The sequence below is a fragment of the Rhodococcus sp. 14-2470-1b genome, assembly GCF_002259415.1.
GTDB lineage: Bacteria > Actinomycetota > Actinomycetes > Mycobacteriales > Mycobacteriaceae > Rhodococcoides.
This window is the reverse complement of the sequence record NZ_NPFY01000033.1, coordinates 1-21790: the sequence shown is the minus strand read 5'-3', so window position 1 is coordinate 21790 and position 21790 is coordinate 1. Positions and strand designations below refer to the sequence as shown.

General features: G+C 61.7%; 19 protein-coding genes and 2 pseudogenes. 8 read left to right on the top strand and 13 right to left on the bottom strand.

Going from position 1 to position 21790, the window contains the following annotated elements; all coding sequences use genetic code 11:
* The first annotated feature begins 9 nt into the window (after positions 1–9).
* Both CH293_RS22650 and CH293_RS22645 read left to right on the top strand, forming a co-directional pair.
* The gene (locus tag CH293_RS22650; RefSeq protein WP_094721557.1) at positions 10–969 is read left to right on the top strand and encodes an ROK family protein; all 960 of its coding nucleotides are present in this window, start codon (positions 10–12) and stop codon (positions 967–969) included.
* A gap of 10 nt (positions 970–979) precedes the next feature.
* Positions 980–2077 (top strand): alcohol dehydrogenase catalytic domain-containing protein, encoded by a 1098-nt coding sequence (locus CH293_RS22645; RefSeq protein WP_094721556.1) that lies wholly within the window; start codon positions 980–982, stop codon positions 2075–2077.
* A gap of 39 nt (positions 2078–2116) precedes the next feature.
* Here the strand turns inward: CH293_RS22645 and CH293_RS28665 are convergent.
* From CH293_RS28665 to CH293_RS22630, 4 genes and pseudogenes are all read right to left on the bottom strand, one after another.
* Positions 2117–2332, bottom strand: a pseudogene (locus CH293_RS28665) (metallophosphoesterase); the annotation flags it as partial.
* 66 nt (positions 2333–2398) lie between these two features.
* Positions 2399–2452 (bottom strand): annotated as a pseudogene (locus tag CH293_RS28660) (pyridoxamine 5'-phosphate oxidase); the annotation flags it as partial.
* Between the two features lie 135 nt (positions 2453–2587).
* Positions 2588–3436, bottom strand: coding sequence for an SDR family oxidoreductase (locus CH293_RS22635; RefSeq protein WP_037112668.1), 849 nt, complete (start codon positions 3434–3436; stop codon positions 2588–2590).
* A 52-nt stretch (positions 3437–3488) separates the two neighbouring features.
* A complete protein-coding gene (locus CH293_RS22630; RefSeq protein WP_094721554.1) occupies positions 3489–5015 on the bottom strand; it encodes an NAD(P)/FAD-dependent oxidoreductase in 1527 nt (508 codons plus the stop codon).
* A gap of 69 nt (positions 5016–5084) precedes the next feature.
* On the opposite strand from CH293_RS22630, the gene CH293_RS22625 reads away from it, so the two are divergent.
* Together CH293_RS22625 and CH293_RS22620 are read left to right on the top strand one after the other, a co-directional pair.
* On the top strand, positions 5085–6110 hold the full coding sequence (locus CH293_RS22625; protein ID WP_094721553.1) for an AraC family transcriptional regulator: 1026 nt from the start codon (positions 5085–5087) through the stop codon (positions 6108–6110).
* A gap of 601 nt (positions 6111–6711) precedes the next feature.
* Positions 6712–8463 carry a hypothetical protein gene (locus CH293_RS22620; RefSeq protein ID WP_255122957.1) on the top strand — a complete coding sequence of 584 codons (1752 nt, stop codon included), beginning with the start codon at positions 6712–6714 and terminating at the stop codon, positions 8461–8463.
* Between the two features lies 1 nt (position 8464).
* On the opposite strand, the gene CH293_RS22615 is transcribed toward CH293_RS22620, so the two are convergent.
* A complete protein-coding gene (locus tag CH293_RS22615) occupies positions 8465–8950 on the bottom strand; it encodes a MarR family winged helix-turn-helix transcriptional regulator (RefSeq protein ID WP_241483904.1) in 486 nt (161 codons plus the stop codon).
* A gap of 42 nt (positions 8951–8992) precedes the next feature.
* On the opposite strand from CH293_RS22615, the gene CH293_RS22610 reads away from it, so the two are divergent.
* Positions 8993–9757: an alpha/beta fold hydrolase gene (locus CH293_RS22610; protein WP_094721552.1), complete on the top strand. Its 765-nt coding sequence runs from the start codon at positions 8993–8995 to the stop codon at positions 9755–9757.
* A gap of 603 nt (positions 9758–10360) precedes the next feature.
* On the opposite strand, the gene CH293_RS22605 is transcribed toward CH293_RS22610, so the two are convergent.
* The gene (locus tag CH293_RS22605; protein ID WP_094721574.1) at positions 10361–11011 is read right to left on the bottom strand and encodes a hypothetical protein; all 651 of its coding nucleotides are present in this window, start codon (positions 11009–11011) and stop codon (positions 10361–10363) included.
* A 434-nt stretch (positions 11012–11445) separates the two neighbouring features.
* Here CH293_RS22605 and CH293_RS22600 point away from each other — a divergent pair, with 434 nt between their 5' ends.
* Positions 11446–13539, top strand: a complete 2094-nt coding sequence (locus CH293_RS22600) for a zinc-ribbon domain-containing protein (protein WP_094721551.1) — start codon at positions 11446–11448, stop codon at positions 13537–13539.
* 247 nt (positions 13540–13786) lie between these two features.
* On the opposite strand, the gene CH293_RS22595 is transcribed toward CH293_RS22600, so the two are convergent.
* From CH293_RS22595 to CH293_RS22575, 5 genes are all read right to left on the bottom strand, one after another.
* Entirely contained in the window at positions 13787–15091 is a 1305-nt protein-coding gene (locus CH293_RS22595) for an SAVED domain-containing protein (protein WP_094721550.1), read from the bottom strand.
* Positions 15092–15371: 280 nt separating this feature from the next.
* Positions 15372–15617 carry a hypothetical protein gene (locus CH293_RS28410; protein WP_217900781.1) on the bottom strand — a complete coding sequence of 82 codons (246 nt, stop codon included), beginning with the start codon at positions 15615–15617 and terminating at the stop codon, positions 15372–15374.
* 23 nt (positions 15618–15640) lie between these two features.
* A complete protein-coding gene (locus CH293_RS22585) occupies positions 15641–16939 on the bottom strand; it encodes a ThiF family adenylyltransferase (RefSeq protein WP_094721549.1) in 1299 nt (432 codons plus the stop codon).
* Complete coding sequence (locus tag CH293_RS22580; protein WP_217900780.1) at positions 16926–17462, bottom strand: hypothetical protein; 537 nt, start codon at positions 17460–17462, stop codon at positions 16926–16928. The genes CH293_RS22585 and CH293_RS22580 overlap by 14 nt, the downstream gene beginning before the upstream one ends.
* A gap of 74 nt (positions 17463–17536) precedes the next feature.
* The gene (locus tag CH293_RS22575) at positions 17537–18502 is read right to left on the bottom strand and encodes a nucleotidyltransferase domain-containing protein (RefSeq protein ID WP_094721547.1); all 966 of its coding nucleotides are present in this window, start codon (positions 18500–18502) and stop codon (positions 17537–17539) included.
* A 270-nt stretch (positions 18503–18772) separates the two neighbouring features.
* On the opposite strand from CH293_RS22575, the gene CH293_RS22570 reads away from it, so the two are divergent.
* Positions 18773–19141, top strand: coding sequence for a transcriptional regulator (locus CH293_RS22570; protein WP_094721546.1), 369 nt, complete (start codon positions 18773–18775; stop codon positions 19139–19141).
* A gap of 3 nt (positions 19142–19144) precedes the next feature.
* Complete coding sequence (locus tag CH293_RS22565; RefSeq protein ID WP_094721545.1) at positions 19145–19717, top strand: ImmA/IrrE family metallo-endopeptidase; 573 nt, start codon at positions 19145–19147, stop codon at positions 19715–19717.
* 434 nt (positions 19718–20151) lie between these two features.
* On the opposite strand, the gene CH293_RS22560 is transcribed toward CH293_RS22565, so the two are convergent.
* Both CH293_RS22560 and CH293_RS22555 read right to left on the bottom strand, forming a co-directional pair.
* The gene (locus CH293_RS22560; protein WP_141217212.1) at positions 20152–20991 is read right to left on the bottom strand and encodes a hypothetical protein; all 840 of its coding nucleotides are present in this window, start codon (positions 20989–20991) and stop codon (positions 20152–20154) included.
* 173 nt (positions 20992–21164) lie between these two features.
* Positions 21165–21455 (bottom strand): ATP-binding protein, encoded by a 291-nt coding sequence (locus CH293_RS22555; RefSeq protein ID WP_217900779.1) that lies wholly within the window; start codon positions 21453–21455, stop codon positions 21165–21167.
* Positions 21456–21790: the final 335 nt, after the last annotated feature.

The following is a 21790-nucleotide window of genomic DNA, read 5'->3' as shown; positions in this document are numbered from 1 at the left end:
TCCCGTGCGATGACCGATACTGTCTCCGTCGATCTGGGTGGTACGTGGCTGCGCATTCGTGTAGGGAGCGCGATCGAACGGTTCCCGGCGCCCAGTGTGCTGCAACAGCCTGGCCTGTCCGTGGACAGGTTGCTGCAACAGTTGGTGGATACGCTCGACGTCCACGTGCCGCACGGTGCAAGGGTGAACATGTCCTGCGGCGCGGCGCTCGACGAGCAGAAGGGCGTGGCACTCGGTTCCGGGCCACTGTGGGGCGACGCGCCCTCGGGCGAGATTCCGCTACTGCACATGCTGTCGTCTCGACGCCCCGATGTGCGCTGGACCCTGGTCAACGACGTGACGGCAGGATTGGCGTCGTACGCTCGACGGTTCGCGCGCCCCACCGATCGGCACCTGGCGTATATCACGATCAGCAGCGGCATCGCGGTGCGCACGGCCTACCTGGCCGAGAAGGTTGTTCCGGTCGATCACCGCGGATTGCAAGGCGAGGTCGGGCACGTGCGCGCCGTCAGTTCCGCGCCTCCGGCCGTGCTGCGGTTGCCGTGCGCGTGCGGTGGCGTCGGGCACATTTCGTCGATGTCGTCCGGTCCCGGAGTGGCGGCGGTCGCGCAAGTCCTCGGAATCGACTACGAGGAGCGGATTTTCGCTTCTTCGCTGGCGGAGGGTACCGATGACCTCGCTCGATTGCTGACCGTTGTAGTCGAACCCATTGCCGAGTTGATCCGCACCATGATCACGCTCGATCCGCGACTCGACCGCATCGGGATCGGCGGCGGGGTAGCGGAGGGACTGGTCGAGTTCTACGAGCGCGAACTCATTGCGCAGCTTGCCGGCTCGCGTTCGTATGCCGACTCGCTCACGTCGGATCGGGTTCGCGAGATCATCCACGTGTGCGCGCCCGGCGACATCGACACACTCTCCGGAGCGGACGCAATCGCCGACGGTTACCTTCGTGTGACAAAGATTTGAAAGAGGAACGATGACAATCGAACTCACCCACCGCGCCATCGTCCGGCACGGTAGCCACTCGTCCGTCGAGATTCGCCCGACGCCCTCCCCTGGGCCCGGCGAGCTGCTGCTCGCGCCGGAAGCGGTGTCGCTGTGTGGAACCGACATTCAGATCGTGCGGGGAAACCGGAACGATCCGTCCCCGATCGTCGGGCACGAGGGTGCTGCGCGAGTCGTCGAGCTGGGCGAAGGAGTGTCGGAATTCGCAGTGGGTGACCGCGTGGTGGTCAACCCGACCCATCCCCACGATTCGTCCTTCCTACTCGGCCACAATGTGGAAGGTCTGTTTCAGGAACGCGTCGTGATCGGAGCGTCCGCAGTCAGCAGCGGTCTGGTGTCGTTGCTGCCGGACGACTTGTCGAGTGTCCGAGCGACCCTTGTGGAACCGTATGCCGTGGTTCGCTATGCACTGTCGTGTCTCGCGCGCGAGACCCCGCAAACGCTTCTCATCTTCGGGGACGGTTTGATCGGCAACCTCGCGGCCACGCTTGCACCCTCGGTGATGTTCCCGACCGTCGAGGTGGCGATGGTGCACCGTACGGAGCTGGGTGCGAAGTGGACCGCCAACTACCTGCCCTCGGTGCAGAACTTCTCCTCCGGCGACGACTGGGAACGTCACATCACCGGGTCCGTTGCGGTGCTCGGCGCGACCCACCGCGCGGGAACTGTCGCCTCGATCGACGAGGCGATACGGCGTCTCGGGGATCGGGTAGTGGCCGTGCACCCTATCGGCGGGGTGCCGGCCAAGGCGACGTCGGGCCTGCTACCAGGTGTGGACATCGCCGGGGTGAGGCAAGCCAACACCGGTGGCCCGACGCCTCCCGCGGTCACCACGTTCAGCCGCGGTGCGCAGCGAGTGGCATTCACTGGTAATCGAGGCGTCACCAACGACCAACTCACCGCGGCGGCTACGGCACTGACCGCAGCCGACGACGCGATCGACGGACTGCTGACCCACCGGCGCGACATCGTGGAGGGCACGGCGTTGATGAACACCATCTGCGAACAACGGACCCGGGTGGTGGACGGTGAACTCGTGATGCGGTTGGTGGTGGGGTTGGGGGCGTGAGGTGGGCCCGCCGCGCGCACTTCGATAAGTGCCTCGAGGTCACGCACCAACCGAACTTAGTTCCAGCATCGATACTTCCGGCTCGGCACCTACGCGCACGGGCGGTCCCCACGTACCGGCGCCGCGCGTTGTGAAGACGGGGATGCCCGCGACGGTGACGAGCCCTTCGATCGAGGGTCGTTGCAAGGGAACGAGATACCGCAGAGGCCATAACTGACCTGCGTGAGTGTGTCCGGAGAGCTGGAGATCGATTCCGGCACCGACCTTGCGCAAGTCGTTTCGAGCGAAGAACCACAAGGTGCCGTCGAAATCATGCTCTTGCAATGCCATTGGACGAGAGAACAGGTGTCCGTCGCGGCCGTGCGAGGTGAACATGCACAGCTGTGACCCCTCAGCAGCTTGGTTACCTTGGCGATTCCGGCCGAGCGGTCGTCGTTGGATGTTGTCCCTGTGCTGTACCCAGTGCGCCCGCGGGCAAACGACAGCGGGTCCTTCAACGCCTTTCTCGGCCTACTGTGCCTCTTTTCGTTGAACCGACGCGACGAGGAAGGGATAGCGGCCAGGCAACAGTCGTACGAGGAGATCGATCATCCGGGTGTCGCGGCCGACGAGGATCCGACCCTTGCCTTTCACGACGCCGTCGACGATTGTCTTCGCTGCTTCCGCGGGGAGCATCTTCAAGTACTTGGCCTCGTATGCCTTCGCGCGGCGATCCTTCTCTGGCGTCCAGTTGCCCGCTTCCTTCGACGCCTCGACCGCGTCGGCGCTGATGTTCGTTCGTACGCCACCCGGGTGAACGACGGTAACGCGGACGGGGCGTTTCTCGGTGAGCATCTCCACGCGGAGCGCCTCGGTGAAACCGCGTACGGCGTATTTCGACGTGCAGTAAGCCGTCAATCCGGAATATCCCAGCAGACCGTTGAGGCTGGAGATGTTCACGACGTGACCGTCGCCCGACGCGACCAGGTGAGGGAGGAAGGCACGGGTCCCCCTCACCACACCCCACATGTTGATGTCGATGATTCGCTCGAACGATCCGTCGTCTTCGCGAGAAAACGGATGATTTCCCGCGATCCCGGCGTTGTTGTACAACTGATGCACCACTCCGAAATGCTCGAACACGTTGTTCGCGAACTGCTTCCATGCGTCGTTGTCTCGGACGTCGAGAGCTTCGGTGTATACATTCACACCGAGCGCTGTCAATTCGTCGGACACGTCGGCCAATCGCTGTTCGTGTACGTCTGCGATCGCGATCGACGCACCCCGATTCGCGAGATCGAGGGCCAGGGCGCGTCCGATACCGGATCCGGCGCCGGTGACGACGGCAACCTTGCCCCGCACGGACTTGGCTGTGCTCATCAGGAAAACTCCTTCGATAGTTCGATTGGGACCGCACACTTTTCGGTCGGATTCACGACGACACACCCACCGTGCTTCGGATGTCCGATACCGATGCGGGCGGCTTCGCAACCGGTCGCAGCGAAGCCGACAACCTGGTTCTGCGCAGGCTCAGTACATCGAGCACGTAGTTCTGACGCATACGCCACGGGTGGCGCTTGCCCTGTCCCGGAAATGCGTCGATCGAGCGCTGAACGTATCCCGACGCGAGGTCGAGCAACGGCTGTCGAGCCACGTCGTCGCCGGTGTGCGGCGCAACAGCACGCACGCCGGTTCGATCCATGTAGCGCAGTACTTTGCAGACCATCTTCGACGTCAACTCGGCTCGCAAAGTCCACGACGCGTTGGTGTAACCGATGCAGATGGCGAAGTTGGGAACCCCGGTCATCATCGTTCCCTGCCACACGACTTGGTGCGACAGCGCTACGGGTTCCCCATCGACGATCAACGACATCCCACCGAACGCGCGCAGTTGCAAACCGGTTGCCGTGACCACGATGTCGGCGTCGATCGTCGTACCTGATTCGAGTGAAACACCGCCCGGTACGAATGTGTCGATTCGATCGGTGATCACCGACGCATCACCCTTTTCGATGGACTTGAACAGGTCTGCGTTCGGCACGGCGCACAACCGTTGATCCCATGGGTTGTACGACGGCGTGAAGTGCTCGGCGACAATCTTCTCGTCACCCAGGATCCGGGTGCTCAGATCGGTCAACAGCTTCCGCGCGGCGGCGGGTCGTCTTCGGCAGAACTGGTAGAACCCGATCCCGAACAGGATGTTCTTGGTCCGAATCAGACGGTGGGCCGGCCCGGCCGGGAGGACCGCGCGAACACGATCGGCGAACTTGTCGCGAGAGGGAACCGGACTTATCCAGGTGGGCGACCGTTGCAGCATCGTCACTCGAGCTGCGTCCTTCGCCAAGGAGGGAACCAAGGTCACTGCGGTCGCACCCGAGCCCACGATAACGATCTTCTTGTTCGTGTAATTGAGATCCTGCGGCCAGAACTGGGGGTGTACGACAGTCCCCTCGAAGTTTTCCAGGCCTGGCAACTCGGCGTTGTACGGGTTGTCGTAGTCGTAGTATCCAGCGCACGAGTAAAGGAAATTGCATCGGAGTGTCTCGGAGCGAGTGCCGGTATCGTCGCTCTTCTCGATGATCAAGGTCCACATCTGTTCGACACTGGACCACCGAGCTTCCACCACCTTGGTGCGGAAACGGATGTTCTGGTCGATTCCGTGGATTCGAGCGGTATCTGTGATGTAGTGCAGTATCGACGCACCATCAGCGATCGATTTTCCCTCGGTCCACGGTTGAAATTCGTACCCGAGTGTGAACATGTCCGAATCCGATCGGACCCCTGGATAGCGGAACAGATCCCATGTTCCGCCGATGGACTCACGAGCCTCGAGGATCGCATAGGTCTTGTCCGGACATTCGGTCTGCACTCGATAGCCTGCGCCGATACCCGACAAACCTGCACCCACGATCACCACGTCGACGTACGACTCGACCGTCCTCGCATCGCTCTTTCCCATCACTCCAGTCTGGCGCGTACCAGGTCGGTTGACTTGACACCACACGACAACTATTTGACTCTGTACGACATGGCGTTGATCAGATCGGCCGGTTTGCGTGGCTTTCGGTCCACGGTCGCCGAGCTAGGCGGTGACGCAGATCGCTACGCCGCGGCACTCGATGTTCCGGCTGCAGCACTCGACACCGACGACCTTCTGGTGTCGGACTGGTCGGTAGCAGCGCTGCTGGAACGAGCTGCCACCGACCTGCATTGCTCCGACCTCGGCCTTCGAATAGCGCGCCGTCAGGACCTGGGAATGCTTGGCCCTCTTGCGCTGGTCATTCAGAACTCCCCCACCATCGCTGACGCACTCGAGTGCACCTCTCGCTACTTGTTCGTACACGGCGAATCGCTGAGTGTGAGCCTCGAGGAAGATCCGCTCAAAGTAAGGGGCGTCAGTGCACTCCGCTATGGGTCTACCGAAGGTCTGCCCGCTCCGGTGCAGGGAACGGACCTCGGCCTCGGTTTCATCCACCGCGCGATCGTGTCGTTGACGGGCGGACCCTATGGTCTCCGTAGTGTCGAATTGCCGTACGTACCTGCGGCGTCGCTTGAAGTGTACGAGGCCTATTTCGGGGCACCCGTGAACACAGGTGGTGCCGCTGCGCGTCTTCGGCTACCGACGAGTCTGCTCCGAACGTCGCTGGACGGCGCGGACCCTCATCTACGGCAGCTGGTGTTGGCCTTCATGCTTCAGCAGGCAACGAATTCGGAGTCGGACGACGTAGCACCTCGAGTACGCTCCACCGTCACCTGTTCACTGGGGACGACAGTCCCCGACGTCAGTTCCGTCGCTCACGTGTTGGCGTTGCATCCGCGGACACTTCAACGCCGGTTGGCCGCGGAGGGAACGTCGTTCGGGTCGATACTCGACGAGTGCCGCCGCAGTGCAGCCCGCCGCTACCTGGCCGGTACCGACCTCCCTTTCGGGCAAGTTGCCTCGCTGCTCGGCCTTTCCGAGCAGTCTGCTCTCACGCGCTGCTGCCGACGCTGGTGGGGACTCACTCCAACAGCTGTTCGCCGGGGACGCGCCACGAAGGAAGCCGCGTTCTAGCCGACTGCGAAGACACTGTGCAGCAGGCCTGCAGGATCAAAGGAATTACATTCGTTCGGACAACTGATCTGATAGACGGGGGTTGCCCCCCTGTCGAACCGAACCCCTCACAGTGGACGGCTGCGATGCGCTGTCCGGCAGCCTCTTTCGTAGTCGCCATAATAACGCGGTACACGATAGTCGGTAATTCGATTCTGCAACAACGCATTCGACAGGATGCGATCACTCTGCGCACACACGGTCACCCAAGCGCCGGTGACACCTCCGAAACTCTTCGAACGACGGTTTTCCGATCGCAGGCGTTGCCACCCCAGCGTGACGACCATATTCTGGCGACGTTGTAGCTGACGATGTTGTGGCTGACGATGTTGTGGCTGACGATGTCGTGAGGACCGACCCCACGCCGTCTGTGCACGCGAAGGGATTTGCTCATGATGTCGGTAACTCACAGCCGGGATCGGTGCCCACACCCGAGGGCGCCGCGGCGATACGACGAGATCATCGCGTGCCGATTGTGACCCATCCCATACACGCCACACCTGATTGGTGACTTGACGGAAACCTGGTCTGGACCTCGTTCCTTCATGTAAGGATCCCTTACATGAAACGGTCCCGATACCAATCCGACACGATTCGACTCGTGGTGTCCACCGCCGCGACGATGACCCTGATCGCGTCGCTGAGCATCGTCACAGGGTCCACCGCTGCCGCTGACCCCGCACGGACCGAGACCCCGTGGACGTCGAGCTCCCCGGTCGACGGTGTCGTCAGCACCGAGATCACGTTGCGCGTTCCGCTGCCCGCCGAGGTGGCCCCGCACCCAGATCGCTGTGACACCCTGTCCTACCTTCGGTGGCGCTCGTCCTCGGGACCGGAGGACTCCGCAGCAGCAGATCGCATTCTCGTCGCACAGCCGGGTGTCTTCGAAGGTGCGGGCGCATTCGACAGCGTCGCGCGCAACACCGTGGCAGCCGCGGCAGCCGAAGGCAACTCGGTCGAGTTCTGGGCGCTGGACCGTCGATCGAATTGTTTGGAAGATCACCACGGAGTTCAAGCCGCTCTCGAGACCGGTGATTTCGACACGGCCGCGAACTACTACTTCAGCGGTCAGGAAGTCGACGGCAGAACGTTCGCCGGATACGCCGATGGAGCGGACACGCAATGGCTCGAAAGCCAGGGGCTCGAACAAACATTGAGGGACCAGTTCGACATCCTCAGGCTCGAGTTACCGGATCCCACGACGCGGAAAGACAAGGTGCTCTGCGGCGGGCACTCGCTCGGCGGATTCCTCACCGGATACTTTGCGGAGTGGGACTTCGACGGTAATGCCGCCACCACCGACGATGCCGGGTACAACCAGTGCGGCGGATATTTCGCCCTCGACACCGTCATCAAGGCCGGAATGCCCGCGGTGGGCGGACCGGATCTCGGTGAAATACCCCCCTTCTTGGCGGGGCCGCTCGAGCAGGCGTCACTTGCACTCGACTCGGCCTACCCGGTGCTCCGCCTCCCGGCCGTCATCAATCCGGAAACTACGAACCTCCTTGCGCTGGCAGGCCTGGCTGCGACATTGGATCCGGATGGGGTCAACGCCCTGCTCGACCGGGCGCCGAACAACACCAACATCGATCTGACTCTTCGCACGCTGCTGTCGCAGGACGCCGCGATGGCAATCACAGGTACTCCAGATGTACGAGACCTCGAGGTCACCAACGAAGCCACAGTCGGGGCCCTGCTCGACGACAATTCGCAGCCCCTCGGATTCCTGCAATCCAGCATGGGATTCCTTACCGGAGGACCGGTGGTCGACAAGTCGTTCCCGCTGCCGTCCTCGATAGCACTCGGCGACAGCGGAAGTGGCGCTTTCGGCGACGCACACAAAGCATCACCGTCGGTTTTCGGCGACCCGGACATCACCTATCGGTGGCTGGACTACGACGAAGTCGGCACCGAAGCATCGCTTCCGAACGAAGGCGATTACACGAACCGAGCGAGCGAGGTCTCGTCGATCGCCGAGGTCGCACGCAGCCTCAGCGAACCACCCCTCGATTTCACCGAGTGGTACTTCCCCTCACGATTGAACTTCGACCTAGGCCAGACGGCCGCCCCGTCCATCGCCGCGCACCACCTCCACCCGGATGGCGTCAGCCGGAATCCGATCGTCACCTTCCACGGTGGCGGCGGTATCTCGTTGCCCGAGTCGAACAACCCGACAGACATTCCCATCGTCCTGCCCGGGTACAACCACATCGACGTTCTGACGGCCGCGCCGCTCCAGAACAACGGCCGACCAGAGGTTGTCTCCACGACACTCGCCCGGTTCGCATCCAACCCCTCTGCCGGTGGTCGCTAGTTCAGGAACCGTCGAGCGGGACACCGAGCGCACGACGGCATTCGGTCAGAGCATCGCGCAGCCCGTTACGCTTCTCGTCGGACAAACCCGACAGCATGTGTTGCTCCAGCGCTCTGACTCCACCGTCGCATCGTTCCAGGAGTAATCGACCGGCGTCGGTCAGATCGACGAACATTCGACGCCGGTTCGATTCATCTGCGCGCCGCGAGACCAACCCCTTGGACTCCAGAGTGGTGACCATCTCGCCCATCGTCTGCGCTGTGACGAAAGAGTTTCTTGCCAGTTCGGCCGACGACACACCGTCGCGGCGAGCCAGTACGGTCAATGCCGTGTACTGCAGCACGGTGACCTCCATCGGCCTCAGCAACTCGTCCAGGCGAGCACGCACAGCCAACTCGAGCTGCTTGACGACGTAGAACATCGTCGGTGGTTCGGTGTCGACCACGACCGCGCCGGCTTGCTTTACCGACTTCCGGTTCTTGTTCACCATCGGCACGATACCGTCGACGTCCGAAACTCCAGGAGACCGATGAGCACACGCCCCCCTCTTCTACTGCTCCACGGAGTCACCATGTCCGCCGCAGCCTGGGACACCGTCGCGCCGTTACTGGACGACAGATTCGATCTGATCGTTCCCACGGCACTCGGGCATCGCGGCGGCCCGCCGGTGCAAGGACGAGCAAGCGTCGGCGCCTTGACCGACGCAATCGAATCTTTGCTCGACGAGCTAGGACTCACCAAGGTCCACATCGCTGGAAACTCGATGGGTGGGTGGATGGCCATCGAGCTGGCACGGCGCGGTCGCGCGAGCTCGGTATGCGCTCTCTCCCCCGCCGGAATCTGGGAACCGACCGCGAAGCCGGGTCGTAGCCGAGTCACATTGATGCGAACGAAGAAGATGGCCGACGCCACACGTCTGCTCACCCCCTCGCTCATGCGTTCCGGGCTGCTTCGTCGAATGATCCTCGGAAACATTGCGCTGCACGGTAACCGGCTCACTACGAAACAAGCGAGGACCTCTTTCTACGACCTGGTGGCGTGTACAGCGGCCGAGGACCTCTTGACCACAAGCGAATACATGCAGCCATTCGTCGATCTCCCATGTCCTGTCACGGTCGCATGGTCGGAGGGCGACCGCATCTTTCCGCCCCACGAGTTCGTCCCCACCGCGCGCAGGCGCCTACCGGCCGCACACTTCTCGATCCTGCCCGGCGTCGGCCACGTTCCGATGATCGACAACCCTGAGTCCGTCGCCCAGGCAATCGTCGACTCCATCGATGGACCGGTCACCTGACATCACCGCCTGGTCCTACCTTGACCCACGTCGCGCACCTCGAGGTGACGGTTGCAGCCACCGTCGAGGTGGGATGGATACCGAACCGAGTGTTTTCTACTTGTATCCGTCACCGATACGCGCGGAGTATCTCTCCATTCCCCGAACTCGTCACAGATGACATTCACGGCATATGACGGCGCACCAACGAACGCAGGCGGTATCGACGATTGGTGACGTCCTCGCAGCCCACACACGAAAAAGCGGCCCCGGATTTTTCCGGAACCGCTTCTGAACTGCACTTCTGTGTCGGGCTGACAGGATTTGAACCTGCGACCACTTGACCCCCAGCTAGATCGACCATATTTCGATGGACCCATCTGCACCTATAGGACCGCCTCTGACCAGCGACTTCCGTCCGCGCCGGTACACGCCGATCCATGCCCGGTTGCACCGAGTAGTGACACTCTCGCGGCACGCTCGAATTCCGATTACTCCATGCCGATCCACCGAATATCCCCACACACCACATGGGTCCACCGCCGCGAAAAGTGACTGAGCATCGCCCCGCGAGGGTCTCACTCCCAGGCGGTGCGGGTGCCTCGTCCGCAGCCAAATCGATTTTCATGACGGCCTCTCCGCGTACACCGACGTCACCGACTCACGTGCGCGAACCCACTCCGCCGCATCAGGCGATACCCACCCAGCGAGCGTGACGGCGTCCGCGACATCAGAGACCAGCAGACGCTGATGGATCGGCTCGTGGTGCGCAGCCCTGTTCCGCACGAACGCCAGCCTCTGAAGCCGGCGCTCGACCTCCCCGCGGCGCTGCCGCGGATCCGAGGCGCCATGCGGGAACGCACCATGGAGCGCCGGCACCCACAACGACGTCAAATACCGCGACGCCGCGAGGTACCGCCAGAACCCCAGCGACAACTCGGCGACCACCTTCCCGTGCACCTCGCTTGGCTGCCGACGAACAGCCCGTCCTCGAGCTTCGATGACATCGCGCCGACCCCGCTGATCCAGAGGCACGTGATCGAACCACTCCGAGGTCCCCCGAGTGAGCTGCGGCCACGCGCTCAGCTGACCGTCGAGCGCGTTGCGAGCCACCACCTCGACCATCGACACCAGCGACAACACTGCACCTGATGCTTCGATGTTCCAGTCGTACAACGCAATCGCCGCATCGATGTCACCGCCACTCGCCGAGAGGTACGAACCGAGGCACTGCCGAGTCAACAGATCGGCGATGACCTCGTTACTCCACGACAACGCCACACCCCCTATTGGTTGACATCCCGAGACTGTTCCCTAAACTAGACTGCGAAGGCCCCGGAACGATCTCTGACTCACGTCACATCGCCGGGGCTACGTTTATCCCTCGGAAGCGTGCTCCTCTCATCGGTGCCGTGGGGACGGTACTGCTCAACCTTTGCGCATCGTGCATGGGGACTAGCAGTTGATGAGCCCCGTCAAGTGCTTATTCCGTTGTTGCCGCACAACGGAATAAGCCGCGCACACAGTCACGGACGAGCGCAGAAAACCGCGGTCAACTCGGCGCAATGGCGGTATGAGAGGCGGTACCGTGGCCACATAGGCTGGGCGGGTCCACCCGTTCGGCGACGACATTCCACCCGCGGCAACGCCTGATCTATTCTCTTAGGGATGGAAGCTCTGCGGCCCCCAACATCGAGCTCATTTCGCGCATGACCAGCGAGCCGACGAATATCGATAACTCGGTTGCCGATCAGTACCCTGAGGTCGCCCGCGAGTGGGACTCCGATCTGAACGACCCGCTGAGCCCGCAGACGATCACACCCGGCAGTAAGAAGAAAGTTGGCTGGGTCTGCGGGACGTGTCAACACAGGTGGCAGGCTCGGGTCAACAGTAGAACGCGCGGCGGTTACGGGTGTCCCGCGTGCGGACGCTGCGCCGCGGGAAAGGCAAAAGCCGCGCCACGTACAGGCGAGTCGTTGGCGAAAAGGCTACCCGCGATAGCGGCTCAATGGCATCCCACCCTGAACGGTGACCTGACAGCCTCCGACGTCGGATACGCAAGCAATAAGAAGGTGTGGTGGCTATGCAACGTCTGCCACAACAAGTGGCAAGCGCAAGTCTCCAATCGCTCCGCAGGCAGTTCCTGCAAAAAGTGCGCCGGCAAGAGTCGGGCGATACCAAGGCCAGGTAACTCTCTCGCTGAGAGAAATCCATCCACCGCTGCTGAGTGGCATCCGACGCGGAACGGGGAGCTGACGCCCGCTGATGTCGCTTTCTCGCGGAAGGGCAAGGCCTGGTGGGTGTGCGCGAACTGCGGGCATGAGTGGCAAGCGTCAATCGGGAATCGCGCAAGGGGGGCGCAGTGTCCGCCGTGCGCGTATGCCGCCCGGGGCCGCTCGCTCCGCGGTCGCTCGCACACGTCCGGCGCATCGAAGACGCTACCGGAGCGGAGCAAGGCGACAGGCTCGCCGCAGCCCGGTGACTCATTCGCGGACCGCTTTCCGGATGCCGCTGCCGAATGGCACCCCACACGCAACGGTGCCGTTACTCCCGACAATGTCGGAAGGGCAAGTAATCGCAGAGCCTGGTGGCTATGCCGCGAATGCGGACACGAATGGGACGCAATCATCCAAAGTCGGGGCAGGGGCGGCGCCGGATGCCCGCAATGCGGTCGGCGCCGAGTCGGTGACACAAATGCTAAGCCCAAGCCCGGGGGCTCACTGTCCGACAGGTTCCCCGAACTCGCCGCAGAATGGCACACCGAGCGCAACGCACCTCTAAAGCCCGAGCGGCTGGCAGCTAGAAGCAGTCGCAAGGCCTGGTGGCAGTGTGCAACCTGCGGCAACGAGTGGGAGGCCAGAATATACAGTCGCGCAAGCGGTCACGGATGCCGCTCCTGTGCCGACCGTCAGCGGGCAATCACCTTCGGTGCCGCTGAACCGGGGCAGTCGCTCGCCGAGAAAGATCCTGAGATCGCCGCGCAGTGGCATCCCACCCGGAATGGAGCGCTCCGCGCCTCTGACGTCACAGCCAACATTGGCCAGACCGTTTGGTGGATCTGCGACAGACGGCACCAGTGGCAGGCCATGATCAACAATCGACGGAAAGCTCGGGGGTGCCCGAAGTGCACGCTGTGGGGAACAAGCGTTGAGGAAATACGTCTACGGCATGAACTTCTCGCCGCTGGCGTACCTGTCGACCCGTACCACGGAGTCGCGCACGAAGTAACCGGCCGTGTGCTGCAATGCGACATGGTGTGTTCGGCTTGGAACGTAGTAATCGAATTTGACGGCAACAGATTCCACAAGCTAGACGAAAGCGTCGAAAAAGACGGACGCAAGACGCAATTGCTCACAGAGCAAGGGTGGATCGTAATCCGCGTGCGTGACGACCTACCGGCAATCGGCGAGCATGACGTCGTGGTCGCGCGCAATTCAAGCGAGGTCACGCGAGCGAAGGCAGTGCTCGCAAAGCTCAAAACTCTCGGCTTCGACATACCCGAGCACGACAAGTATTTCACGACAGAACAGCCGTGGGGCAGCATTGACGCGTCCGAATACATCAAGCGACGACGGATCGACAAGTCGCTGGCAACGCTGCACCCGGACCTCGCGGCGCAATGGGATTCGAAGAAGAACGGCGCACTGACGCCCGATGACGTGACAGCCGGAAGCGGGGCACGGCCATGGTGGATCTGTCCCAAGTGCGGTCATAGCTGGTCGGCCTATGTGTACAGCCGAGCAGGTGGCGGGCACGGCTGCCCCGTCTGCGGGCGCCAAAAATCTGTTTCGCGGGATCTTTAGCGGATGATCACACACGAAGGCGCCTCCTCCGGGCGCGATCAATCGTCTTAGGGGTGTGCTCACCCTGCCCTCAGAAGAATGGGCATCAACTCTGGGGTGATTCACCATGAGGTGGAAACCGGCACTCAATACATTCGCTATCGCCTTCGAAGGACGCATCACCCCGAACGGTCACTAACCGAGGCCGAGATCGGATCTATCGTTAATCGGACACTCTCACGGGCACCTCGTCGCGAGGCTGGCCGAGTTAGGACGCATTCGGGAGGAGCACATCTTGGATGACACCTGAGTTCGCGGATGTACGTACTCGTAAGGTGGGCATGTACCTCGCGCGGTAATCTTCACCGTCGGTGGGGTCGGAGTCATCCCATTCATAAACTACTACACGCAAGGTGTTGGTCAAACGCCCGATAAGAAGCGCAAGTGGAAACGGGCACCGCAGCAGGAGGTGCACCTCGGCGTTGGAGTTGTCGTTCGACAACGCACGGATGTGCGCGGTGACATCGGCGGCGATCAGGCCTGCATCAGCGGAGTCGAGAAGCGCGCCGCTCGCGCTGGTGAGATGACGCCAGGCCGCGAGAAACGACCTATGGTCGTCGATGTAGCGAGTGAAGGCGGTGTCACTGCGTTGGGGCAGGAGATCGACATACACGGCTACGGAGGGACGGCCGGTCGTGATCTTAGATGGCTCGCCGCCTTGTTCTACGATCTGCACTTGCGGTTGAGTGATGAACCGCGCTTCGCCATCGCTAGCCCAGGTGGTGCCCTGTTGGTCGATCACGTCCATGTGTCCGATTCGAGACGAAGGCAAGGCCGCCCCAACTGCGAAGGCCACGGAAAGATGGGCCCCTCCAGCAATACGTACGCGATGTGCCCCGGAACGGGTCACTGCATCGGGAAGGAGACCGATGGTGTCCTTGAGATCCCGGAGCCCATCGACGCTCGGAAGCCGTTCGTGATCGGAGGGCCTAAGCCGGATGTCCAGTTCGTCACCGGTTCGGTCATAAACTTGTGGCGTGTTCCTGCTCTGGAGGCTCAGGTGGAACGTTTGTTCGGTTGCCTCGATTCGCTTGCGAAGAGACGCGATCCGGTACCAGACCAAACCGCGAATCAATGCCAGCAGACCATCATGCTCGGCGGACTGCTGATCTACACCGCTCAAGGTGCCGGGACGAATCTCTAGAAGCCGGTCAGGAGCGTCGTAATCTGTTCGGCCGTCGTCTGTCTTCACCGAGTTAATGATGCCGAGTGCAAACACTTCGTGGTCGCGGTGTAGCTCCAGGAGTCGGGGTGCCTCCAGCGTCTTCACGACTCTGCTGTTCACCACGTCCGGTGTGGTCACGAGAACGCCGCCGGAGATGCCGGCATCTATCGCTTGCTTGAGTCGGGCCTCGGTGTCGCCTGGGGGCAGATCGTCTCGGTCCCGCCAGACAGGGATGCCGGCGGTACGGAGGAGCCAGGCGAGCTCCGCAGCAACACCAGTCCCGTCCTTCTGGCGGTACGAAATGAAGACGGGGTCTGCTGGGTCGGGGGCGGTGGAATCGGTTGTCATGGCGTCTCCTTATGTTCTTCAGTTACGAAGGTTGTGTGCCCTACCGCATCACTGGCGTACGGGCTATTCACAGCAGGCGCCGTATGAAGCCTTTCGGGTATCACTGCCAAGATGCGGTCCCGTTCGACGAGCCAAGTTGCAGCTACACACGTGCCGATGGATCAAATCCAGCGATGATCACGACGAGGTTGTCGAACCCCAGTTCAGGGTCGTGCAGATGTCGCATGTAGGAGTGGAGATTAACCTCGCTTGGGGAGAGCTCTCCGCTCGGGTGAGTGTGTCACTCGCCTACCCACTGGCTACGGTCCTCCGACCAGGCGGAGTCCGCGAGACGGCGGGCATGGCCGAGATCCCGCATAAAGGAGCGTTCGCCGCTGGTGGCGTTGGGTCCAGGGCCGCCGGCGTGTCGGATGTCGATCCGATCAGTCGCGTCGTTCCCGAGCAAGATGCCGCCAGTTTCGAGTCCATCGACCGACCGCAAAGCCTCGCGCGCGATCGCACTGAGTGCGACGTCAGTGATCGTCACCGGAGGCACCTCTCTTCGACCAGTCATTCTGGCGAGCAAGTCGGGCACGATGCGCGAGGTCTGGGTATAGACGACCACCGAACATCGCCGACGTTTCTGAGGTCGAAAGGGGCTGCGAGGTCTCCTGCGGGTCGGAGACCGAGGATGGCGTGTTCACCGGGAACCTGCTGAGTGTGGTCACCGTGAAGCGATTCCAGCAGTGTCGCGATCGCTACTTTTGCGGCGTACGTGCCGAGGTATCTGAGATCGGGCGTCACAGCCGTCATAGGCTGGTGAAGCCGCCCCGTGCCGTAATCCAACTCCTGATCCGCCTCAGCGTCCATCGCTCCCTGATCTGCAAGCTGCTGCCGTAGACAGAGGAGACACCCGAACCGAGGTGTTGGTCGCAGCCTGATGACTTCTCCGATCGAGCCACTATCGAGCACGCACGCCAAGATCGCCGGCTTCCGTGCACGCCTGGACAGGTGGCTCACGACACGCCTGGGAGCGATACCGTCTGCGGCACAGAGCACCAAATCGACGCGGTCGACGATGGGCCGGATGTAGTGGGCCTCGGTAACCACGTCGAGTTGGTGGGCAACCACTGTCTGTTGCGGCCATTGTTGGGCGAGGTGATCTTTCATGGCCGCCACCTTGAATCGCCCAACGCTTTCGGCCCCGAGAGTGTGGCGGAGCATGTTGTGCCAGAGGAACCGGTCTGGGTCGACAAGTTCCACACGTCCAACTCCGTATCCTGCGAGCGCCTCTGCTGCTGCGCTGCCGATGCTGCCGCAGCCCACGACCATGACGCTGTCGGCGGCGAGCTGCTCGATTGGCCACTTACCAGCCAACTGTGCCAGCCCTACAGCTTCGGGCTCGATCTCGATAGCGAGCGGTTCCACACCGTTGCGCCGGACAGCCCAGCCTGCAAACTCCGGGGCACCGGCCTCCACCAGCTCCGGTGGAAGACAGGGGTCGTGAGTGACGACCACGCCAAGGTTGTTGCCTGGGTCGTTAACGCCCGGCACCAGCTCCCTGAATTCTTCGAACCCTATGGAGATATTGGGGCGTCTGGACAAAAAGAGATGGTGAATATGGGCGTCGTTCGGTTTAACCTTGATCCACTGTGCTGCATGGTGGGGGTCGCCTGACCGAAGCGCGGCGTACTCGCGTGGGACTTCGGCTGGAAGACGGACGTCCTTGCTGGTTTCCACAGTCCGGACGACGTACATATCGTCCGCGGGAACGCGGCGGAGCACCAGTGATCCGCCCGACAGGTCGGAGCCTGCGATCTTGGTGACCGCGTCTTTGGGCATCACGATGTAGGGGTTACGGGGAGACATCTGTTTCTCCCGCCTTGGTCGGGTCCGGTGTTGGAGCTCTTCGCTGAATCGCTCGGTCAATAAGGTGGTCGTGCGAGGAGTCGGAGACGATGCCACTGACAGTCATCTCATCGATGACTCCAGCCTTCATGAGGGCGTACTCGATCCGCCACCCCGATGCCTTCGCTAGAAGCTCGGTGAGGCTGGCCTCGGGCTGCCAGCCGCCATCGCTCCGGAGTAGACAGAGCGATCCTCCTGGGGCTACATGCCATGCGGACTGTGTCTGTTCCCGGATCGTTGGCTCCGGGTAGAGGGAGTAGATGGTCGGCGGAACCATCGGGTGTGCTGCAGAGTAGATGACGAGCACTCGCAGTTCCTCGTTCCCGAGCAGCTCATCGAGAGCTTCGGGCTGTAACCGCTCGAAAGGCCAGCGAGGGAGGACACCGAGCCATCCGCCGTGCGGCAAGCCGCCGTCCGCGGGGCTCTGGAATTCGAGCAATGGTGCGAACGCCCGGACCTCGATCTGATCGCGCGCAAGTCGCATAGGTTCGCGCTCAGTCCAGAGGACGGGGTTGAGCGCCGTGGTGTCTGTTCCGCGATCTGGATCTGTTGCACGAGTCATCCCTGCGGAGTGTCCTTGACTGGCCGGGGCGCAGCGGGCACGACCGCGGGCGCCAGGTTGCCGGTGGAGGCAGGAGTCTTAGGGAAGTCGTCCCCAAAGACCGCTCGCCAGTGCTTGAGCGCAGTCGCAGTGTCATTGTTCGCCTGTGCCTGGAATGCCATGATGGCATTGTCTCGTGCGGACCGCAGAGCGTCGGCGAATGCATAGTAGTCGACGTCGGGCTGAATCGGTCCGCAGAGTCCAGCGGGATCAGCGACCTCGTTCCCGCCCTCGATGTGGTAGCAGGCGCTCACGAAGAACTGCTTGATCGCAGCCGGCTGGTTGACATCCGTCGGTAGGAAGTCGAGTGCGAGGACCTCCATGACAAGAGACTTGATCTTGGTGTCTTGCTCGGCAGCCCACCACTTGAGCATCCGTACAGTACCGGCGAACTTGTTCCACTGTGCGTGTCGATGCGCGACCTCGGCGATTAGGAATTCGGGGTCGCATGCGACCCACTGTTCTGAGAGCGCTTCAGGAATGAGGAGTCGCCCATCGCGGCGAAGTGCGGGCATGGCGTCAACCGTGAACGCGTCGGGATCATCAGGGTCATCCAGGAAGCACTTGACGGCATGGTTGCGCCACCGGGCCAGTCGGACCGCTAGGTCGTAACTGCCGTTCGTTGCTCCGAGCAAGGTGTTGACACGCTCGCGGGTGTGATCGAGAGCGTCCGCGGCGGAGCTTCCCGGCGACCCCCACTCAGGATGTTCGTCCTGGTCGAAGACGACGATCACATCGACGTCATGGATCGGGTCCTTGTGTGTCCCCCGCGCTAGCGATCCGGACGCTACGACTTCCTCCACATCGTCCTCGGCGCCGAAGGCGCCCTTGAAGAGATCGCGGCGAGTGCGTGCTTCGCGGACGTGTGTGATGTCAGCGTTTACGACGTCCTGAAAGGTCTCGAAGGCGTCAGTCACGCTCATAATCGTCTCCTGTTTGTTCGTTTGTTTGATTCGCCGTAGTTACCGCCACCGACATTGCTGCATCGAGCTTGATGCAGCTCGATGACTACTTCTTCATGCCGCGTTTGCCAGTGGTGCCGTTGCTCGTGGTCTTCGGGTGACGCTTCACGACCCGCGCCCTGCTTGCCTGTCATGCCCTCCCACAGCGTTCTAGACTTGACGCTCCGTTTCAATTCTAACACACTTCGCGTCGAAGTCGACGGTCTGTCGCAGATGTGACACACTGGGGATATGGCCAAGACCACGATCAACACGGCCGCGCTATACGCCGCCCTAGACGCCGCGCGTCAAGAGCGCCAACTCTCGTGGCGAGCACTAGCTGGCGAGATCGGCGTGAGCCCCTCTTTGCTCTCCCGGCTCGGCAACGGCCTCAAGCCAGACACCGACGGCTTTGCCACAATCATCGCCTGGCTCCGCATGCCGGCCGAGGACTTCTTCGAGCGCGACGGAAAACGTGCCGCCTTCGACGACCGCGAACCTGACCTTATGGCGCAGCTCGCGCCTCTCCTGCGCGCCCGGAAGGACCTCAGCGAGACCGACGTCAGGTACCTGCAACAGGTCATCGGCGCTACCATCGAACGTGCACGGGCGCAGGGGTGACTCGTGCGTCGAGGATTCAAGACCGAGGCCAAGAGTCTTGCGCTGGAGCTACGTGGCGAGATCGGCCTCGACGCCCATATGCCGTTCGACCCCTACGCCTTCGCTTCTGAGTACGGAATACCCGTCGTACAGCTCAGCGAGCTCGATGGTGCCGCGCGTGACCACTTTCTGCGGGCGGACGGAAGTGCACTGTCCGGGGCGTTGATCCCGAACGGAAGTAGCGTGGTAATCCTGGAGAACGACGCTCAGCCCCTGACTCGTCGTCGCACCACCATGTGCCACGAACTCGCCCACGTCGTCCTGGAGCACAAGTTCGGCGTCTCTCTTTCCGACGAGCGGAAGTGCGGGCTCGGCGGCGACCAGGAAGCCGAAGCCGACTGGCTCTCAGGGGAAATGCTGATTCCCAACGACGGAGCATTCCGGCTCGCCCGAGCGAACGCCACCGACGAGGAGGCGGCAGATGCCTACGACGTAAGCCTCGCGATCGCTCGCTGGAGGATGAATCACAGCGGCGCCCGGAAGGTCATGGAACGCGCTCGCGCCAAATGGGCTAACACACCCAGCTCCCACCGATAACCGCGATCGACTACCGCCAATAGACCGCGTTCTTAGCGAATTCATCGGTCCATTCAGTCCCGTCCGGCCCTGTCGCGACAAAGAAGATGCTCGCCCGCATCAACAGAGTTACTGATGCGGCGCAGCGTGACCCGTACGTTGGGATCGGCAGGCCTTAGCCCTGCAATAGGCGCTCGAAGGTGCGTGGTTAAAACGAATCGTCGAGGCGTCCGGCCAACAGAACCGTGCCTACGTCTTCGGTAGTACGTCAAACGAATCACCCATACGCGCGAGGGCGGCTGCGCGAGCCGAAACGGTCTAACGCCAGGCCACGGCCAGCGAAGATGATTTATTCCGATCAGAGCCCCCGGCTATATCTCGCTGCCGTGGCCTGTAGAAGAGGTCGACAGGCGATGTGGAGTTATGATCATTGATCAACTGGTTGCCTCGCGTAGTCACTGTTTCGGGTCGTAACCCACCGGGGGGCGGACAACATATTGGAAGTAGGCCCGCTGGTCGAATCCGTGATAACGCTGGTATTGCGAGCCTTCAGCCCGCATGTGGATATCGATGACAGCAGTCTCACCGACATCTCCTTCCGTAACGATCCATTCGAGGGCAGCCTCCTCCCTGCTATTGGATACACTCGTGACTCGCAAGCTCGATGGAGTGGTGAACCACCATTCCAATGGTCGATCGTGAGTGTCGAAACCTGTCATCGCGAACTGAACCCGGTCTCCTGGGTGAATAATTGCACCAGTGACCTTGCCCTCGAAGAGTTCCCCAATTGGCCCGTCCCGACCAGTAAGTCGATGCCCGAAGCAGTCCACCGCAGACTCGATCCGGGGGTAGATTTCCCCGGCGGGATCTTGTGTGCTCATGTACAACGTCACCTGATTTCGTATCTGACCGGCGATACCGGAAAGTAGTTCCCGCTCGAAGGTAACCAGCGGCCGACCGTGGGCTGTGGTGTTGCGGATCTTTTCCATGCGCTCAAGAAGTGAATAGGCATCCCGGAGGGCAGGCGATAAATCCGACCAGTACTTCTTGGCAATCAAGAGCAAGTCGTACATGTTCGCGTAGGTGAGCCCGGGTCCGTCGGTTTCGGCTACACCGCGGCGTTCCCTAGTGTTTCGTTCAGCCTCGACCCTTTCCGGCCAGCCCTGTCGCTGTTTCTCGGTTGTCACCTCTTCGATCCACCCGGCACCGTATTTCTTCAGGAACACGTGCCCCATCAAATGCCTGAGTGCGTTTTCACAGGTAGCGATGGCAGTGCTCGGCTCTAGTGTCACCATGTCCCACATGTTGCCACTTACGTGAGACCAGCGGCATGGGCGATCATGGGCCTGTTAAGAAACATACGCGACGATGTGACGAGGCTCAGCGAGATACAGCAGTCATGCACGGCGCATTTCATCACCTTTGAGCCGTCCGCACTGTAGTGGTTGGCGAGTTCCGGTGGTGGCCTTTACGGAGATTCTCCGATCGGGGCGTTGTGGTCCCGGTGCCGATAGGAATCACTGTCCAGATTGAGCACGGCGGAGCGATGCAAGAGCCGGTCGAGCATCGTCGCTGCGACTGTGTTGTCACCGACAACCTCACCCCACGATCCGACACCACGGTTGGTAATCATCACGATCGAAGTCTTCGTATGCCGTTGCGACAAAACCCGAAATAACGCTGACGCCGCCTCGACCGGCAACGGAAGATGCCCGAGTTCGTCGACAACGCAAACGCCGATAAGCAGCAAACACCGCATTGACAGTGTGCTGCCAGCGAAACTGGACGAAACAATGTCGGAGCCACCGATCTAGTCGCTGTTTGCAACTCGACGCGGACCCCTACAGACTCCGTAGCTACTTGACAGCGAACCAGCCGAATCAAGTGGCTCCGTCCGCCCAGGTCCATTCGCTCAACGAACACAGATTTCCGGACACCAGCGGATCTGTATGAACACTGCCTCAGCGCCGAAATCGACCCTGTAAGGAACAAGTAGTGGCGTGTTCCCGGTAAACGAGGCCAGGACGTTCTAGAGTCTTGTTGCCCGTGAACTGGGCGGATAGGACACTGAACAACATGGCTGGACGCAAGCGG

Excerpts from the sequence above, each read along its gene's own strand:
- CH293_RS22650 (WP_094721557.1), top strand. The coding sequence starts at position 10 with ATGACCGATACTGTCTCCGTCGATCTGGGTGGTACGTGGCTGCGCATT.
- CH293_RS22645 (WP_094721556.1), top strand. The coding sequence starts at position 980 with ATGACAATCGAACTCACCCACCGCGCCATCGTCCGGCACGGTAGCCAC.
- CH293_RS22635 (WP_037112668.1), bottom strand. The coding sequence starts at position 3,436 with ATGAGCACAGCCAAGTCCGTGCGGGGCAAGGTTGCCGTCGTCACCGGC.
- CH293_RS22630 (WP_094721554.1), bottom strand. The coding sequence starts at position 5,015 with ATGGGAAAGAGCGATGCGAGGACGGTCGAGTCGTACGTCGACGTGGTG.
- CH293_RS22625 (WP_094721553.1), top strand. The coding sequence starts at position 5,085 with ATGGCGTTGATCAGATCGGCCGGTTTGCGTGGCTTTCGGTCCACGGTC.
- CH293_RS22620 (WP_255122957.1), top strand. The coding sequence starts at position 6,712 with ATGAAACGGTCCCGATACCAATCCGACACGATTCGACTCGTGGTGTCC.
- CH293_RS22610 (WP_094721552.1), top strand. The coding sequence starts at position 8,993 with ATGAGCACACGCCCCCCTCTTCTACTGCTCCACGGAGTCACCATGTCC.
- CH293_RS22600 (WP_094721551.1), top strand. The coding sequence starts at position 11,446 with ATGACCAGCGAGCCGACGAATATCGATAACTCGGTTGCCGATCAGTAC.
- CH293_RS22595 (WP_094721550.1), bottom strand. The coding sequence starts at position 15,091 with ATGACAACCGATTCCACCGCCCCCGACCCAGCAGACCCCGTCTTCATT.
- CH293_RS22585 (WP_094721549.1), bottom strand. The coding sequence starts at position 16,939 with ATGTCTCCCCGTAACCCCTACATCGTGATGCCCAAAGACGCGGTCACC.
- CH293_RS22580 (WP_217900780.1), bottom strand. The coding sequence starts at position 17,462 with ATGCGACTTGCGCGCGATCAGATCGAGGTCCGGGCGTTCGCACCATTG.
- CH293_RS22575 (WP_094721547.1), bottom strand. The coding sequence starts at position 18,502 with ATGAGCGTGACTGACGCCTTCGAGACCTTTCAGGACGTCGTAAACGCT.
- CH293_RS22570 (WP_094721546.1), top strand. The coding sequence starts at position 18,773 with ATGGCCAAGACCACGATCAACACGGCCGCGCTATACGCCGCCCTAGAC.
- CH293_RS22560 (WP_141217212.1), bottom strand. The coding sequence starts at position 20,991 with ATGGTGACACTAGAGCCGAGCACTGCCATCGCTACCTGTGAAAACGCA.
- CH293_RS22555 (WP_217900779.1), bottom strand. The coding sequence starts at position 21,455 with ATGCGGTGTTTGCTGCTTATCGGCGTTTGCGTTGTCGACGAACTCGGG.